The organism is Flavobacterium sp. PL02 (assembly GCF_035013205.1).
GTDB lineage: Bacteria > Bacteroidota > Bacteroidia > Flavobacteriales > Flavobacteriaceae > Flavobacterium.
On the sequence record NZ_JAYGJP010000001.1, the window covers coordinates 1,526,346 to 1,542,210 of the forward strand.

The window sequence follows — 15,865 nt, forward strand, 5'->3', positions numbered from 1 at the left end:
GAAATATTCAGATTAATTAATCTTCATCATCTTCGTCATCATCCTCATCGGCGATATCTTTCTCACGGTCTTCATCGTCATCATCTCCGTCAAGATCTGGCTTGTCTAAGTTTTCATCTTCATCGTCGTCATCGTCAGCAGCGTCGTCGTCTAGATCAAGACCTTTTATTGGTTCGATTGTGTCAACATCTGCATCGATTTCATCATCTTCATCGTAATTTTCAATTCTATCAGCAAGTTTAGTACTAATTTTTACTAAATAGATAGTATCTTCTGTACGTACTTCAACGGCTTCTATCAATTCGTTTTTAGCATTTCTAAAACGGATAACATCCGAATCATCATAACCATCAGGAAATTTATCAACTAATAAGTTTAAAATTTCATTGGTAAGTTTAGCGTAATCAACTATTACTCTTTTCATAAAGTTATTCTATAAATCTAATAAATATGCAAAAATTAACGGTGCTACAATGGTAGCGTCTGACTCTATAATGAACTTAGGAGTTTTAATATCTAATTTACCCCAAGTAATTTTTTCATTAGGAACGGCTCCAGAGTATGAACCATAACTGGTTGTTGAGTCTGAAATTTGACAGAAATAGCTCCAAAACGGAACATCGTGCATTTCCATATCTTGGTATAACATTGGTACCACACAAATTGGGAAATCTCCAGCAATACCACCACCAATTTGGAAAAATCCAATTCCGTTAGTGCTATTTTTAGGGTACCAATCTGATAAGAAAACCATATATTCTATTCCAGATTTCATCGTAGATGCTTTTAATTCACCTTTGATTACGTATGAAGCGAAAATGTTCCCCATTGTGCTATCTTCCCATCCTGGTACAATAATAGGTAAATTTTTCTCTGCTGCAGCATACATCCAGCTATCTTTTAAGTCAATTTCGTAGTATTCTTCTAATACTCCAGAAAGTAACATTTTGTACATGAATTCATGTGGAAAATAACGCTCTCCTTTATCATCTGCATCTTTCCATATTTTGTAGATATGTTTTTGCAAACGACGGAATGCTTCATGCTCAGGGATACAAGTATCTGTAACTCTGTTTAATCCTCTTTCTAATAAATCCCACTCATCCTGAGGAGTTAAATCACGATAGTTTGGCACTCTTTCGTAGTGAGAGTGTGCTACAAGATTCATGATATCTTCTTCTAGATTTGCACCTGTACAAGAAATGATTTGAACTTTGTCCTGACGAATTATTTCGGCAAAAATCTTTCCAATTTCGGCAGTACTCATTGCTCCAGCCATACTTACCATCATTTTGGCTCCATTTGCCAATTGTTGCTCGTATGCTTTTGCAGCATCAACTAAAGATGCAGAGTTAAAGTGTAAATAATGTTTTTCAATAAACTGACTAATTGGTCCTTTCATTTTTTCTTTTTTTTTTTGAATTCAAAGGTTATAAAAACCCTTAAAGATTGTTATGCAAATTAATAAAATTTATAAAAATATAGTACAATTTGCGATTTTTTTTATTGTTTTTTACTGTACCCTAATATCTTCAATACTTGATCTGATGTTTGCTCTTCTGAAAAGACTTCAGTTGCCAAAAATCCATTCTCATCTCTATCTATCAAAATGTGCTTAGGTTGTGGGATTAAACAGTGGTGTAATCCTCCATAACCACCAATCGTTTCCTGATAAGCTCCTGTATTGAAGAAACCAATATATAAAGGCTTTTCTTTATTATATTTAGGTAAGTAAATAGCATTCATATTTTGTTCGGAATTGTAATAATCGTCACTATCACAAGTAAGTCCGCCTAATAGAACCCGTTCGTAAGTATCATTCCACCGGTTTACAGCCAGCATAATAAATCGTTTGTTAATTGCCCAAGTGTCAGGTAAAGTAGTTATGAAAGAAGAATCAATCATATTCCATTTTTCTCTGTCATTTTGTTGTTTTTGGTAAAGAATCTGATAAATCGCACCACCACTTTCACCTACGGTAAATGAACCGAATTCAGTAAAAATATTAGGAACATCTACTTCAGCTTCATCACAAGCAATTTTAATTTGATTGATAATTTCATCAATCATGTATTGGTAATCGTACTCAAAAGCCAATGAGTTTTTAATTGGGAATCCACCTCCGATGTTTAAACCATCTAGAGTAGGGCATTCCTTTTTTAAAGCTACATAAACTTTAATACATTTTACCAACTCATTCCAGTAATATGCATTGTCGTTGATACCAGTATTAATAAAAAAGTGCAACATTTTTAGTTCCAAATTTTTATTTTCTTTGATCTCTTTTTTATAAAAAGGAACAATATTTTTGTATCCAATTCCTAATCTCGAAGTATAGAACTCAAATTTTGGTTCTTCTTCGGCAGCAATTCTAATTCCGATTTTAAATTTACCTTTTATTTCTGCCTGAAGCAAATCAAGTTCTTCGTAATTATCAATAATTGGAATGGTGTTTTTATGACCATTATTTATAAGTCTTGCAATATTAGTTACGTATTGGTCTCTTTTAAAACCATTACATATTATATGTGTATTTTTGTTAATCTTGCCATTCTCCAATAAATTTTCAGCGATATTGATGTCAAACGCCGAAGAAGTTTCTATATGGATATTGTTTTTGAAAGCTTCATTCATGATAAACTCAAAATGCGAACTTTTAGTACAATAGCAGTAATAGTATTTAGCTTCGTATTTATTTTTTTCCATCGATTTTCTAAACCAACTTTTTGCTTTGTTGATATTATTAGAAATTTGAGGTAAATAAGTAAATTTTAATGGCGTACCATATTTCTCTACTAATTTCATCAAATCGATGTTGTGGAATTGAAGGTTGTCTTTGTTTAAAGTAAATTCCTCTTGAGGAAAGTAATAAGTTTGATTGATTAAATCAGAATATTTTGTATTCATTGAGATATGTATATTTTAAATTAAATTATGTGGTAAACAATAAAATAATCTAAAATTCAAACCCGAATATTTGCATACACGATTTGTAGTTTCTCGTGCTCCGCTTTTGTACATTGAAACAGGTCAAAACAATAGTTTCCTTTTATATTATAAAAACGGTTCAATATCCTCAGGAATGAAGTATTGACTTGGTTCTTGTATGAACGGAATTCTTTTTGTTTTTGATTTTTTTTCACGCTGCAAATGTAAAAAATATTATATACGTAAAGCAAAGCTTTTTTATTAAAAAATACGTTAAGATTTGTAATCTTGAAAGGACTCAAGAATTAATTCATTTTCAACCGATTGATTGATCTTTATTTTCCCGATTCCTTCTATTAATGCAAACTGAATTAAGCCATATTCGTTTTTCTTATCATGAATTAGTAATTCTAAGATAGGTTCGATATCATTTTCTTCAATAACAACATCGTCATAAATAGATTTTATAGCCGATTTTATCTGTGAATATTCCTCTTTTGTAATTAAATTTTTGTGTAATGATATGTAACTTTCCAGAATCATACCTATAGCAATTGCCTCACCATGTAGTAATGTTTTCTTATTTTCATTCTCTAAAAAGTAACTTTCGATAGCGTGTCCTAATGTATGTCCGAAATTTAAAGCCTTACGAATATGTTTTTCAGTAGGATCTTGCATTACAATCTCGTTTTTAATCTCTACCGAGCGATAAATCAACTCGTCAAGATCTGCAAAATCGATAGCTTTTAAATCTAAAAATTTCTCCCAATATGCAGCGTCGTAAATTAATCCGTGTTTTAGCATTTCGGCAAGACCAGAACGCATCTCGCTTTGAGGTAGAGTTTCCAGGTATTGCGTATCAATTAATACCATTTTAGGTACATTGATTACACCAATCTGGTTTTTTAAATTTCCTAAGTCAACACCATTTTTACCACCTACAGATGCATCAACCATAGATAATAAAGTAGTTGGGATGTGTATAAAATCAACTCCACGTTTAAATGTAGAAGCTACAAAACCACCCAAATCGGTAACAACGCCACCACCAAGATTAATAACCAATGTTTTTCTATCAGCGCCAAGCTCCGTTAGAACCTTCCATATTTCGATGCAAGTTTCAATATTCTTATTGATTTCGCCCGATTCAAACTCGATAATTTCGATAGTTAAGTCTGTTTCTAATAAAGGTAAAAATTTAGGTAAACAATATTCATTTGTGTCAGTATCTACAACAATGAACAGGTTTGAATACTTATTTTCTTTTAAATGATTATTTAAAGCTTCGTATGCATTTTGATTAAAATGTATCGGATAATTATTGGCGTGAATTGATTGCATGTTTTCTGTAGTTAATTGAAAGCGCAAAAATAAGGCATTTTAAACTAAAAAATATTCAAACTCACTCTCTAATTTGTGTAAAATACTAACTAATGAGTGAAAAATTATTCAATAACAAACAACATGCTTTTTGGTTAAAAGCAATGATATGGAAATTAAAAGGGCGTGTTTTCCCTTTGTAATTGGCGAAATAAGGCTTGTATTACTTACAGTTTAGATTTAATTGCTGCTGAGCATCAGGAAAGTTTTTGGCTTTTGAAATAGAAAAGTACTTACAGGCATTTTCTCTTTCGTTGGTTTTTAAGTAACAATTACCTATAAAAAATTCGGTACGTCCAGATTTAAACTCACGACGTTTTAATGCTTCCAGAAAATATGATTTAGCATCTTGGTATTTGCCTAAACTATAATAATAGAATGCTAAGTTTTGCATTGTATCGGGATTATTTGGGTCAATTTTTAATGCTTTCTGGTATAATTCCAAGCTCTTTTTTAAATCATTTTTCAGGAATAAATCCCGACCTTCGTTGGTATATTTTTGAATTAAAATGTTGTTTTTCTGTTTAGTCAAAAGAGTGTCGGCAGGATGGTATCGCAAACCGTTGTCTATAAAACGGAGTAATTTGGAGCTGTTATAATTACTTTTTTGTAGTTCCTCTGCGGCAATTCCCCATGCTTCGGGAATGTTTCGGTATTTAATAAAGAGGTTATGTTCTTTAAATATCTCTGAAGTATCGTTTTTAGCACGTGCAAATTGGGCAGACATTTTAAAGAAATTTACATTTCGAGGTCGTAAATAAAATGCCTGTTTTGCATAGATATAAGCGCTATCTATGTTTCCTTTTGCATTCGATATAACCATTTTATAAAAGAAGATTCGTCCGAAATGAGGATTTATTTTATCAGCTTTCGAAAGGTATTTTAATGCGTCGTCATATCTTTTTTCGTTCGTATAATAAATACCAGCATATTCATAAAATGATTCGGCTGTGCTAAGTGTGTTTTTATATTTTGGTATTCTCTTAAGTAGTTCATCACCAGTTAGGTTATTTGTAGCAAATAAACTTTCAACATCTTTTTGGATTAAATATTCAAGACTTGAAGCTTTGTTGTTTAAAAAGGCAAAATAGCTAGTTATTATGCTTATTGTAATCAGTATTAAATAGGATTTACTTTTGTTAGTTTCAAATTCAAGGCTTGATGGAGGTGGAGTATTTATGATTGTTAATACGAATATTAAACACAAGAAAATTAGCATTGCTGGACGAAACATCGGGAAGTTTATAGCAGAATCGACTCCATAAACAATCGTCATCATCAAGGTTAGTAAGGCAATTGTTTTGCGGTTAGTTTCAGCTGATTTGAAGATTCTTTTTATATTGATAAAAGTAATAAGAATAAAAATGGATAGATAGATCAAGCCGTTTAAGATTCCTGTTTCGGCAGCTACTTCCAGGAAATCATTATGTGAGTGTAAAGAAATAGAAGAATTGTTATCTAATGTTTTTTCATACGGAATAGATTCTACTTTATAATTTCCTAATCCAACTCCTGTAATTGGGTTTTCTTTGGCTAATTGTATCGAATTTCCCCAAATTGTTATTCTGGTTTTAATAGATTCATCCTTAAGATTTATTTGTTCTACTCGGTTTCCTAATGATATGTAACGTTCTTCGTTTGCAGATCTTTCAAAAACTAAATTGGTAATAAATACAGCTATAATAATCGGAATTGTAAGAGATATGGAAGTTGCTAATGAGGATTTGTTAACCGAATTATTTTTTAGATAAAAGATTATGTAAACAATATAAACTAAGAATAGACTAATAAATGTTGCCCTCGCTGCAGTAAGAAGTATTGTTGTGATAGCAAGTAGTAATGTGATGTATGAAAACAGTTTTTTATAACCCGAAAAAGTAGTGATTCCGAGTAACAGAAAAGGAATTTTTATAGTTAAGCTTGAGGCTAAAATATTGATGTTTCCCGTGGTTTTCACCATATTCTGAAGTCCAAATGATATTGTTCCTTGAGAAGCCAATAGTTTTAAGTTGTATATCTCTACACAGGATTGTATAAAGGCTGTTATGCCTACAATAAAAACGATTTTATTAAATAAATCAAGTCTGTTTTTTAATAAAACAATAAAGTTAACCACTAAACAAAAAGCAATGATTAGCTCTGTTATTTTTTCTAGAACTAAAGTTGTGTTTTTTGTATTGATAGCTGATATAGCACAAAGGATAATAAATAGTAGGTATAGTCTTAAGAGATAGCTCTTTTTTAATAGCGGAAAGGTGTAGGTAGAAATGACGTTAGGATTAAAATAAAAATACAATCCCATTACTAAGTTTAGTCCCGATAGATATAAAAATTGAGGATAAAGTAGGTCGATTGATTTGGGATGGGGCAGGAAATTTGTGAGTAAAAGTAATATTATGAAAAAAATAGCAACGGAGTCTGAAATATTCTGTTTGTCAATATTGTTTGCCATAAGAAAACATTTTATCGATTAATATTTTTTCTTTAACAAATATAACTTTTTTTATTAAGTGAAAATTTACATTTTTGCGTTGATTTTATTTATTTTAAGCATTTAATGATATAAAATAATGCATTTTTAACAAAAAAAGTATTCAAACTCTCTCTATATTTGCACAAAAAAATCCCTAATAATGGAAAAAATATTTAATAATACACAAGTTGCATTTTCGTTAAAAAGTGATACAGAACTTGAAAGAGCTTATTTTCTTTTTAAAATGATTGCTAATCAGCCTTTAGTTCGTATAGGAACGGCTGTAACTAACTTTGCTTTAAAAGCAAATTTACCAGTAGAAAAATTAATTCGTGCTACAGTTTTCGACCATTTTTGTGGTGGTGTAAATGAGGATGATTGTATTACTGTTGTTGATAAAATGTACACTAAAGGTGTTTGTTCTGTATTAGATTATTCAGTAGAAGGGAAAGAAGAAGAAGAGCAATTTGATGCTGCTTTAAAAATGACTTTAAAAACAATTGAGTTTGCCAAAGAACGTGAAGCAATTCCGTTTGCGGTTTTTAAACCAACAGGTTTAGGTCGTTTTGAATTGTATGAGAAATTAGGTGAGAAACAAACTTTAAACCCAGCTGAACAAGCAGAGTGGAATAGAGTAATAGGACGTTTTGATATTGTATGTAAGGAAGCGCATAAAAATGATGTGGCTTTGCTTATTGACGCTGAAGAAAGTTGGATGCAAGATGCAGCCGATGATTTGGTTACCGATATGATGCGTAAATACAATAAAGAGAAAACCATTATATTCAATACATTACAAATGTACCGTTGGGATCGTTTGGATTATTTGAAAAAATTGCATGAACAAGCTAAAACTGAAGGTTTTTTCATTGGTATGAAACTGGTTCGTGGTGCTTATATGGAAAAAGAAAACAAAAGAGCTGAGGAGAAAAATTACCCAACTCCAATTTGTGCATCTAAAGAAGCTACGGATATCAATTACGATGCAGCCGTTTTATATATGTTAGAGCATTTGGCAACAATGTCTATTTTTGCTGGAACTCATAACGAAAATAGTTCTTATACTTTGATGCAATTAATGCAAGAAAGAGGAATACAACATAATGATCATAGAATTTGTTTTGGTCAGTTATATGGTATGAGTGATAACATTAGTTACAATCTTGCTGCAAATGGCTATAATGTTGCTAAATACTTGCCATTTGGACCTGTGAAAGATGTTATGCCTTACCTTATCCGTCGAGCGGAAGAAAATACTTCGGTTGCGGGACAAACAAATAGAGAGCTTGAGCTTTTAAAAACAGAGCGTAAGAGAAGAAAAGGATAGTAGATTTTAATCTCAGTTTTCAGTTGCAGATTACAATCTCCAGTTAATAAAAAAAAAACTCCAATGAAAATTGGAGTTTTTTTATGGAATTTACTTTCCTAATTTGATATTTAGAACTTATGAATTACTAAATTGTAGGTTACTTAAGTTTTTATATGTTCCGTTTTCTAGTGCGATTAATTCCTGGTGCGTTCCTTGCTCAGAAATAATACCGTTATCTAGAACCAAAATTTGGTCGGCACTACGAATCGTTGAAAGGCGATGAGCAATGATTATGCTTGTTCTTCCTTGCATTAAAATCTCAAGTGCTTCTTGTACTAGTTTTTCGCTTTCGCTATCTAATGATGATGTTGCTTCATCAAGAATTAAGATACTTGGGTTTTTAAGCAATGCACGTGCAATGGCTATACGCTGACGCTGACCACCAGAAAGTTTGATTCCTCTTTCTCCAACCAAAGTGTCGAATTTTTCAGGAAAACCTTCAATGAAATTAAATGCATTGGCTTGTCTTGCTGCTATTAAAATTTCTTCTTCGGTTGCGTCTGGTTTACCATAGGCGATGTTTTCTCTAATGGTTCCACCAAATAAAATTACATCTTGAGGAACTATACTCATGTTTCCTCTTAGGTTTTCTAAATCGTAATCGTAGATGTTTTTCCCGTCTACAATGATTTCTCCAGCATCTATATCATAAAAACGTAATAATAAAGATGAGATTGTCGATTTTCCAGCTCCACTTGGTCCAACAATTGCAATTTTCTGACCGAATTTTGCAGTGAAATTAACATCTTTTAAAACTGTAATTTCTTTTCTTGATGGGTAACTGAATTGTACATTCTTGAAAGTGACATTTCCTTGTATTTTTTCGATTGCAGTTGAATTTTGGTGCGAGTTTATTTTCTCAGGATGTTCGTCTAATAATTCAAAAACACGTTCTGTTGCTCCAATAGCTTTTTGAATTTGAGCATATAATTCGGCGATTCCACCAAAAGAAGCTCCAACAAAAGTGGAGTAGAGTACAAAGGATATTAATTGTCCTACGCTCATTTCGCCAGCAATACTCAATCGTACGCCATACCAAACTACAGCTACGATTGCTCCAAACAAACAGAAAATGATAAAGGAAGCAAAGTAACCACGGTATTTACCACCTTTGATGGCTAGTTTTACTACTTCTTTAATTTTTCCGTTATAACGTGCAATTTCGTACCATTCGTTAGCAAAAGCTTTTACAATGCTAATTCCTTGCATGGTTTCCTCGACGATTACCTGACTCTCGGCAACCTGATCTTGTACTTTCTTAGAATATTTACGGATAAAACGACCAAAAATAACTGCTGCAACTGCTACAAGCGGAACTACAGACAGCATTAATAAGGTTAGTTTTAAGCTCTCAGTAGCCAATAAAATAACACCTCCTATAATTAATATAAACTGACGTAAAAACTCGGCAATTGTAGAGGTTAATGTATCTTGTATCTGAGTAATATCGGCGCTTATACGGCTATTTAATTCTCCTACTCGTTTTTGAGAGAAAAATGACATTGGTAACTTTACTAAATTACTGTAAAGCGCCGAACGAAGGTTGGCCAGTGTATTCTCGGTAAAATTTACAAATAATGATAATCTGAAGAATGAACATATAGATTGTAAAAAAAGGATAACTACTAATCCTAGTGCAATCATATTTGCCTCAGAATTGTCTTTGTTCTTAACGCAATCTATCAGCATTCCCATTAATTTAGGAAAGGCTAGGGCAGTTGCTCCTGTAAAGAGTAAGAAAATCAATCCGACATAAAATTTCCATTGGTGTTTTCCTGCGTATTTAAAAATTATGGTTGCTTTATTGAGTGAAGTAGCGGTTATTTTTGATTTTGGTAAATCATTTTCTTTGAATCTTGCCATTGTGTATTATTTATAAATGCAAATGTATGACTATAGCGAGTTACTACAAAAGAATTGTCCCATTTCGTGAAGTAATTAAAGTATTGGAAAATAAGGAAGTAAAAATAACTTTGAAATTATTTTGAAAAAAGGCTTGCAGATACCAAATCTAGCTGTATATTTGCACTCGCAATCAGATAACGATAGCAACCTAGTAAAATAGGGCGATTAGCTCAGCTGGTTCAGAGCACCTCGTTTACACCGAGGGGGTCGGGGGTTCGAACCCCTCATCGCCCACTAAAAACTCCATTAGTAATATTGGAGTTTTTTTATGTCTTTCCCCACTTGTACTTTACTGTTGGGGTATGGATTGCAAATTTGCACAATCGGCCTCGTGGCGCAACTGAATAGCGCACTTGATTACGGCTCAAGAGGTTACTGGTTTGAATCCAGTCGAGGTCACAAAATAAAAAGCTTCAAATCACTGATTTGAAGCTTTTTTTTATGGTTTTTTCTTGCTACAACTTTTTTATTGATCCATCAGAAAGTAGTAAAACTTCCAAAATGCATATTTATGATAGTATCTGGTAAACTAAAAGTCATTTGATGATTTATTAAGAATTGTTTTTATATTAGTATAAAATCTGAACCAATATCAGACACAATGAAGAAATACTTACAGGTTTGTGCTTTGCTATTTATACTTTTTCTTTACACCTCTTGTCGACAAAACAAAACAGAAAGTGGGGGAATTATTATCTACTCCAAAACTGAGGATGTAATTACTTCCTATGGACCTCAATGGATAAGTCGAAATATTATACAGGACAGAAAGAATAATATTTGGATTGCTGCATTTACTGGTATTTTTCGGTACGATGGAAAGTCTTTTACTAATATTACAAGTAAAGTGATTTCGACTCGTTTTTTTTCTCTTTTAGAAGATAGAAATGGCAACTTGTGGTTCGGTTCTATAGGTTCAGGTGTTTATTATTACGACGGGAAAACCTTTCAGAATTTTACAATTAAGGAAGGTCTTCTTAATAATGAAGTTACAAGTATTTATGAAGATAAAAAAGGTAACATTTGGTTTGGTGTTTCCGGAGGAGCAAGCCGTTACGATGGGAAATCCTTTCGAAATTACATCATAGATGGGAATAGCATGAATGAGGATAGGACAGGGAAAACTTTTCCGAATAGACGTCCTTATGAAGTTAATTCTATTATAGAAGACAAAAAAGGCAAGTTTTGGTTTGCTACAAGAGGTAACACCTTTACTTATGATGGAAAAACATTTTCTGTTTTCACGCATAACGACAAACCTTTTAAAAATGTTCGTTCTTTAATTGAAGATAAAAAGGGAAATATCTGGCTTGGTGGGTTCGATGGTCTTTGGCGCTATGATGGCAATACATTTATCAGTTTCACGAAGAATTTTGTTGGTTATATACTTGAGGATAAAAAAGGTAATATTTGGACTAGTTTACAAAGGGACAATAGTCAGGTTTGGGCACTTTTTCGGTATGACGGAAAATCTTTATCTAATAAAAAGCCTACTGTAAGCGAAATTAAATCAGGAGGAAACGGTCTTTTTGGTATTTTAGAAGCTCGTGATGGGAATATTTGGTTTGGATCTATGAACGGAGTGTATCGTTATGATGGAAAGACCGTCACGGACTTTAAAAATAAAGAGGGTCAGAAATAATATTTACGCCATTTTAAAAACTACAAAAGTATGGATAGCTATAAAGAAACATTTGAAACTTGGAACAAAATTGCTTCGCTATATCAAGACAAGTTTATGGACTTGGATTTATACAATGACACTTATGATTTTGTATGCAGTTCATTTGATAAAGCAAATCCAAAAATTTTAGAAATCGGTTGTGGGCCGGGGAATATTACAAAGTATTTATTATCAAAAAGGCCAGACTTTGATATTTTCGGGATAGATATCGCACCAAATATGATAGAACTTGCAGGTAAAAGTAATCCAACAGTAAGTTTCGCTGTAATGGACAGTAGACATATTGACGAAATCAAAACAAAATATGACGGAATAGTTTGTGGCTTTTGTTTGCCGTATTTATCTCAGTTAGATAGTCAAAAATTTATCAGTGATTGTTATAATCTATTGAATGAAAATGGACTGATTTATATGAGTTTTGTAGAGGGCGATCCGAGTAAATCTGGCTTTCAAGTTGGGAGTAGTGGTGATAGAATTTATTTCTATTTTTATAATTTAGGTGACTTAAAAACGCAATTTGCTGAAAATAAATTTGAAGAACTTCAAACATTCAAAGTAGAATATAAGAAATCAGAAACCGAAATTGAGATTCATACAATATTAATTGCGAAGAAGAAGGGATAGTATTACGGTATAAAAACTAAATATTTATACTCATTTATTAAAATCACGTATTTTTACTTATAGTGTGAGAATTAAAATATACTAGTTTTGAGTACTTTATAATTTATTTTTGAAACTATAGCAATCATTTCTTAATAGTATAGTTTGTAGATTATTGGCAACTTAGATAGGACATAAAATATTCATATTTTATAAATTCTACAATGGTAATTTGTTTGAATATTAGTATTTTAAGGAGTGTGTCTGGTTTTGATGAATGTAAAGTCTAATTATTTAATCAATAATACCATCAAATTATGAGCAATTATCCAGCACTAAATTGGGTTACATTTGAGAAAGGCGGTATAAATAGTTTTTTTAATGACTACCGGCCAGCAATTGGTCCGGACGGTGAAGCCGTAGTATTTGAAAGAACATCATTCAATATTGAATTGGAGCCGTCCGCCACCCAGCTCTTTATTGTCAATAATCTAAAAAATCCTTCTCCGCAACTTTTTCTTAATAACTGTGATTCTCTCCAACAAACCAGACCTGATTGGTCTGGTGATAACATAGTTTTGAATTTAGAATATGAGAAAAAGGTTACTGTTTGGACAGTTGATGCCAGAGGTAATAACTTGAAACAGATTAAAAATACAACGAGTTGTATTTATCCGCAATGGGCTATCGATCCAACATTTAAAGGTTTCGTTGTGATGAACAATAAACAGCCAAAACCGCACAGTACATTATTAGATATTGACGGTAATATTGTTATTACCAACATGAACGGTAAGGATACTAATAACAATATGATGTTAGGCGGTATGCCTGCTGTTTTCCCAAATAAACCAAGATCAATAGCATTTGCTGGCCAGTCTTCATCTAGCGGTAGTTATAATCAGGAGGATAACTATATTTTCCTTAATGTCGAGGACGGGAATGAATTTTTATCGATACCTATGGAGCGTTCAGCAAATTTAAAACCGATCGATAAGCATTTTCAAGGAAGGGCTCCTGCTATTTCGCCTGATGGAAACTATATTGCTTTCGAGAGCAATAGAGATGGGGGCTATGCAATCTATTTGTTTAATTTAAGTAAGCCTGAAAATCCTCCTGTCCAGCTGACAGATTCAAAAGTTAAGCTCAATGCACAGCATCCAAAATTCTTTCCTGATGGTAGTCGACTAATTTTTAGTGCAGTATCTCCTGGAAATACTTATAATAGTATTGTCTGGATTGATATTTCTGAATACTTATAACATTTTTCAATTTTCTTCTTGCATTTATATTACGTCATTTGATTGTTTTTGATAGTGTTTTGTTTTAGAAAATAAAAAAGCAGTTTTAAAACATTGAATTTTAAAAAAAAACGTGTCTTTTGTAAAAAGTCTACTGACTTACAAATAAGATAAGTAAGCAGTGTAGAGTGGAACTTTTTTAAATTATTTAAAAAAAAGGCTTGCAAATACGAAATCTAACTGTATATTTGCACTCGCAATCAGATAACGATAGCAACCTAGTAAAATAGGGCGATTAGCTCAGCTGGTTCAGAGCACCTCGTTTACACCGAGGGGGTCGGGGGTTCGAACCCCTCATCGCCCACCACCTATTTTAGGAATGAGTACATAAAATTCCACAATCTTACTAAAAACCTGCAAAATCAACATTTGCAGGTTTTTTTATTTTTATCTGTTTCTACAAAATTTTCAAAAATGCTCCAAATTATATGGCATTTTTATGGCACTTTTAAATTTTTAAAAAATGTGCCACAAAATAAAGATTAAACAATTGAAAATCAACATGTAAAGCACGTTAACGACTTGATTTTTAGACGCTATAATTCGATATTTACTCATTTAATTTATTGGATTATGTTAGAAAGCAGTTTTGGACTAACCTTCTTTTTGAAGGCTCCACGAAAAAAAAGTAATATCAGGTATATTTACCTAAGAGTTATCGTTGATGGAATTCCTAAGGAAACTTCCACCAAACGCAAATGGGATATCACCAGATGGGATCAAAAAGCAGAAAGAGCAATAGGTACAAAGGAAGATGCCAGAAGCACTAATTTTTTTCTTACTACAATTGAGACGAAAGTTAACCAGTACAGAAATGATTTAGTTTATGCGGATAGCTCGATTACGTCCCAAAAGATAATAGACTTTATTATGGGACGAATAGCCCCAAAAGTAAAAGTCCTTGAAGAATTCCTTAAGCACAATGACGAATTACTTGCTCTTGTAGGCAAGGGAGAATATGCTATTGGAACTCATGAACGTTTTGAAATATCCAAAAAACATGTAAAAGAATTTTTATTGTTCAAATACAATTTGGAAGATATGGAGTTCCGTGATTTGAATTATGAATTTATAAAGGATTATGAATTTTATCTCAAGACCGTTAAGAGCTGTAATAACAATACTGCATTAAAATATATTACAAATTTCAGGAAAATTGTACGACGAGCAATTGATAAGGAAATTATTAAAGAAGATCCTTTCAAAAAATTTACAGGAAAAAAGACAAAAACGAAGAAAAAAGCACTCACAGCAGCAGAATTGTATAAGATTGAAAATCATACTTTTTCTACTCCACGATTAACAGTTATACGAGATGTTTTTATCTTCCAATGTTATACTGGTCTTGCCTACATTGATGCCTTCCAACTTAAGAAAGAAGATATTAAAATCGGTATTGATGGCGAATACTGGATTATGTCTGACCGTCAAAAAACAGAGTCCGAAACAAACATTCCATTGTTGCCGAAAGCTCTTGAAATTATAGAAAAGTACAAAGAGCATCCGCTTTGTCTTAGTAGAGGAACCGTCCTTCCAGTGAAATCAAATCAAAAAATGAATGCTTACCTAAAAGAAATTGCGGATCTATGTAGGATTACGTCTGAATTAAATACCCATAAAGCAAGAAGGACTTTTGGCAGTACAGTTACACTTGCTAATGACGTGCCAATTCATATTGTGAAAGAAATGCTTGGACACCAATCAGTACAACAGACTGAACAATACGCAATAACCGAGCAGCAGACAGTTGGTCGAAAGATGATTGAATTAAGAAATAGATTAAATAAAAAAGCAACATTCGACTCTGAAGATAATCTATTATTAACCTTAAAGAAACTTGAAAATGACATTTTAGATTTAAAGAAAAAAATAGCCGTAAAAACAGAAAAAATGGTTCCTAAAAATTTCTTTTAAATAATTTGAAGTTACAAGCTTTCTGAAATAAACCTGACAAGACCGACCTGACATTTGATCTTGAACGATTAAATCATACTTATTCCTATACTTTGTTAATAACAATTTCTTGTTTTACGGTTTTCCTCATATTACTTGCGTTTGCTTTTTTGTATTATTGTAAGAATATAAATATTTCAAAAATAATCAGAGTTGTCTACAAATAAGCACGCCATAATAAAATACCAAAATTTGGATAATGCTTTCCATAATTCAGGAAAGAATTATAAATATCTTATTATGTACAACATCAGTATTAAGAATTGTTA

General features: G+C 32.2%; 11 protein-coding genes and 3 tRNA genes. 8 read left to right on the forward strand and 6 right to left on the reverse strand.

What is annotated here, in order from left to right; all coding sequences use genetic code 11:
* Positions 1-16 precede the first annotated feature (16 nt).
* The 5 genes from SHI72_RS06485 to SHI72_RS06505 all read right to left on the reverse strand — a co-directional run bounded on the left by SHI72_RS06485 (position 17) and on the right by SHI72_RS06505 (position 6,760).
* The gene (locus SHI72_RS06485; RefSeq protein ID WP_039114212.1) at positions 17-424 is read right to left on the reverse strand and encodes a hypothetical protein; all 408 of its coding nucleotides are present in this window, start codon (positions 422-424) and stop codon (positions 17-19) included.
* Between the two features lie 9 nt (positions 425-433).
* Positions 434-1,402 carry a deoxyhypusine synthase family protein gene (locus tag SHI72_RS06490; protein WP_039114211.1) on the reverse strand — a complete coding sequence of 323 codons (969 nt, stop codon included), beginning with the start codon at positions 1,400-1,402 and terminating at the stop codon, positions 434-436.
* Positions 1,403-1,503: 101 nt separating this feature from the next.
* Complete coding sequence (locus SHI72_RS06495; protein WP_039114210.1) at positions 1,504-2,907, reverse strand: decarboxylase; 1,404 nt, start codon at positions 2,905-2,907, stop codon at positions 1,504-1,506.
* Positions 2,908-3,201: 294 nt separating this feature from the next.
* On the reverse strand, positions 3,202-4,269 hold the full coding sequence (gene aroB / locus SHI72_RS06500; RefSeq protein WP_323489415.1) for a 3-dehydroquinate synthase: 1,068 nt from the start codon (positions 4,267-4,269) through the stop codon (positions 3,202-3,204).
* Between the two features lie 202 nt (positions 4,270-4,471).
* Entirely contained in the window at positions 4,472-6,760 is a 2,289-nt protein-coding gene (locus SHI72_RS06505; protein WP_323489416.1) for an O-antigen ligase family protein, read from the reverse strand.
* A gap of 181 nt (positions 6,761-6,941) precedes the next feature.
* Here SHI72_RS06505 and SHI72_RS06510 point away from each other — a divergent pair, with 181 nt between their 5' ends.
* Positions 6,942-8,108, forward strand: coding sequence for a proline dehydrogenase family protein (locus SHI72_RS06510; RefSeq protein ID WP_323489417.1), 1,167 nt, complete (start codon positions 6,942-6,944; stop codon positions 8,106-8,108).
* A gap of 117 nt (positions 8,109-8,225) precedes the next feature.
* On the opposite strand, the gene SHI72_RS06515 is transcribed toward SHI72_RS06510, so the two are convergent.
* Positions 8,226-10,013 carry an ABC transporter ATP-binding protein gene (locus SHI72_RS06515; protein ID WP_323489418.1) on the reverse strand — a complete coding sequence of 596 codons (1,788 nt, stop codon included), beginning with the start codon at positions 10,011-10,013 and terminating at the stop codon, positions 8,226-8,228.
* A gap of 201 nt (positions 10,014-10,214) precedes the next feature.
* Between SHI72_RS06515 and SHI72_RS06520 the strand changes: the two genes are divergently transcribed.
* From SHI72_RS06520 to SHI72_RS06550, 7 genes are all read left to right on the forward strand, one after another.
* Positions 10,215-10,289, forward strand: a tRNA-Val gene (locus SHI72_RS06520).
* 91 nt (positions 10,290-10,380) lie between these two features.
* Positions 10,381-10,454 (forward strand) — tRNA-Arg (locus tag SHI72_RS06525).
* Between the two features lie 202 nt (positions 10,455-10,656).
* On the forward strand, positions 10,657-11,697 hold the full coding sequence (locus SHI72_RS06530; protein ID WP_323489419.1) for a ligand-binding sensor domain-containing protein: 1,041 nt from the start codon (positions 10,657-10,659) through the stop codon (positions 11,695-11,697).
* A 30-nt stretch (positions 11,698-11,727) separates the two neighbouring features.
* On the forward strand, positions 11,728-12,363 hold the full coding sequence (locus tag SHI72_RS06535; RefSeq protein ID WP_323489420.1) for a class I SAM-dependent methyltransferase: 636 nt from the start codon (positions 11,728-11,730) through the stop codon (positions 12,361-12,363).
* A 296-nt stretch (positions 12,364-12,659) separates the two neighbouring features.
* Positions 12,660-13,604: a hypothetical protein gene (locus SHI72_RS06540; protein ID WP_323489421.1), complete on the forward strand. Its 945-nt coding sequence runs from the start codon at positions 12,660-12,662 to the stop codon at positions 13,602-13,604.
* 268 nt (positions 13,605-13,872) lie between these two features.
* Positions 13,873-13,950, forward strand: a tRNA-Val gene (locus SHI72_RS06545).
* 266 nt (positions 13,951-14,216) lie between these two features.
* Complete coding sequence (locus tag SHI72_RS06550) at positions 14,217-15,557, forward strand: site-specific integrase (protein WP_323489422.1); 1,341 nt, start codon at positions 14,217-14,219, stop codon at positions 15,555-15,557.
* Positions 15,558-15,865: the final 308 nt, after the last annotated feature.

Coding starts and splice junctions, on each gene's coding strand:
- SHI72_RS06485 (WP_039114212.1), bottom strand. CDS start 424: ATGAAAAGAGTAATAGTTGATTACGCTAAACTTACCAATGAAATTTTA.
- SHI72_RS06490 (WP_039114211.1), bottom strand. CDS start 1,402: ATGAAAGGACCAATTAGTCAGTTTATTGAAAAACATTATTTACACTTT.
- SHI72_RS06495 (WP_039114210.1), bottom strand. CDS start 2,907: ATGAATACAAAATATTCTGATTTAATCAATCAAACTTATTACTTTCCT.
- aroB (WP_323489415.1), bottom strand. CDS start 4,269: ATGCAATCAATTCACGCCAATAATTATCCGATACATTTTAATCAAAAT.
- SHI72_RS06505 (WP_323489416.1), bottom strand. CDS start 6,760: ATGGCAAACAATATTGACAAACAGAATATTTCAGACTCCGTTGCTATT.
- SHI72_RS06510 (WP_323489417.1), top strand. CDS start 6,942: ATGGAAAAAATATTTAATAATACACAAGTTGCATTTTCGTTAAAAAGT.
- SHI72_RS06515 (WP_323489418.1), bottom strand. CDS start 10,013: ATGGCAAGATTCAAAGAAAATGATTTACCAAAATCAAAAATAACCGCT.
- SHI72_RS06530 (WP_323489419.1), top strand. CDS start 10,657: ATGAAGAAATACTTACAGGTTTGTGCTTTGCTATTTATACTTTTTCTT.
- SHI72_RS06535 (WP_323489420.1), top strand. CDS start 11,728: ATGGATAGCTATAAAGAAACATTTGAAACTTGGAACAAAATTGCTTCG.
- SHI72_RS06540 (WP_323489421.1), top strand. CDS start 12,660: ATGAGCAATTATCCAGCACTAAATTGGGTTACATTTGAGAAAGGCGGT.
- SHI72_RS06550 (WP_323489422.1), top strand. CDS start 14,217: ATGTTAGAAAGCAGTTTTGGACTAACCTTCTTTTTGAAGGCTCCACGA.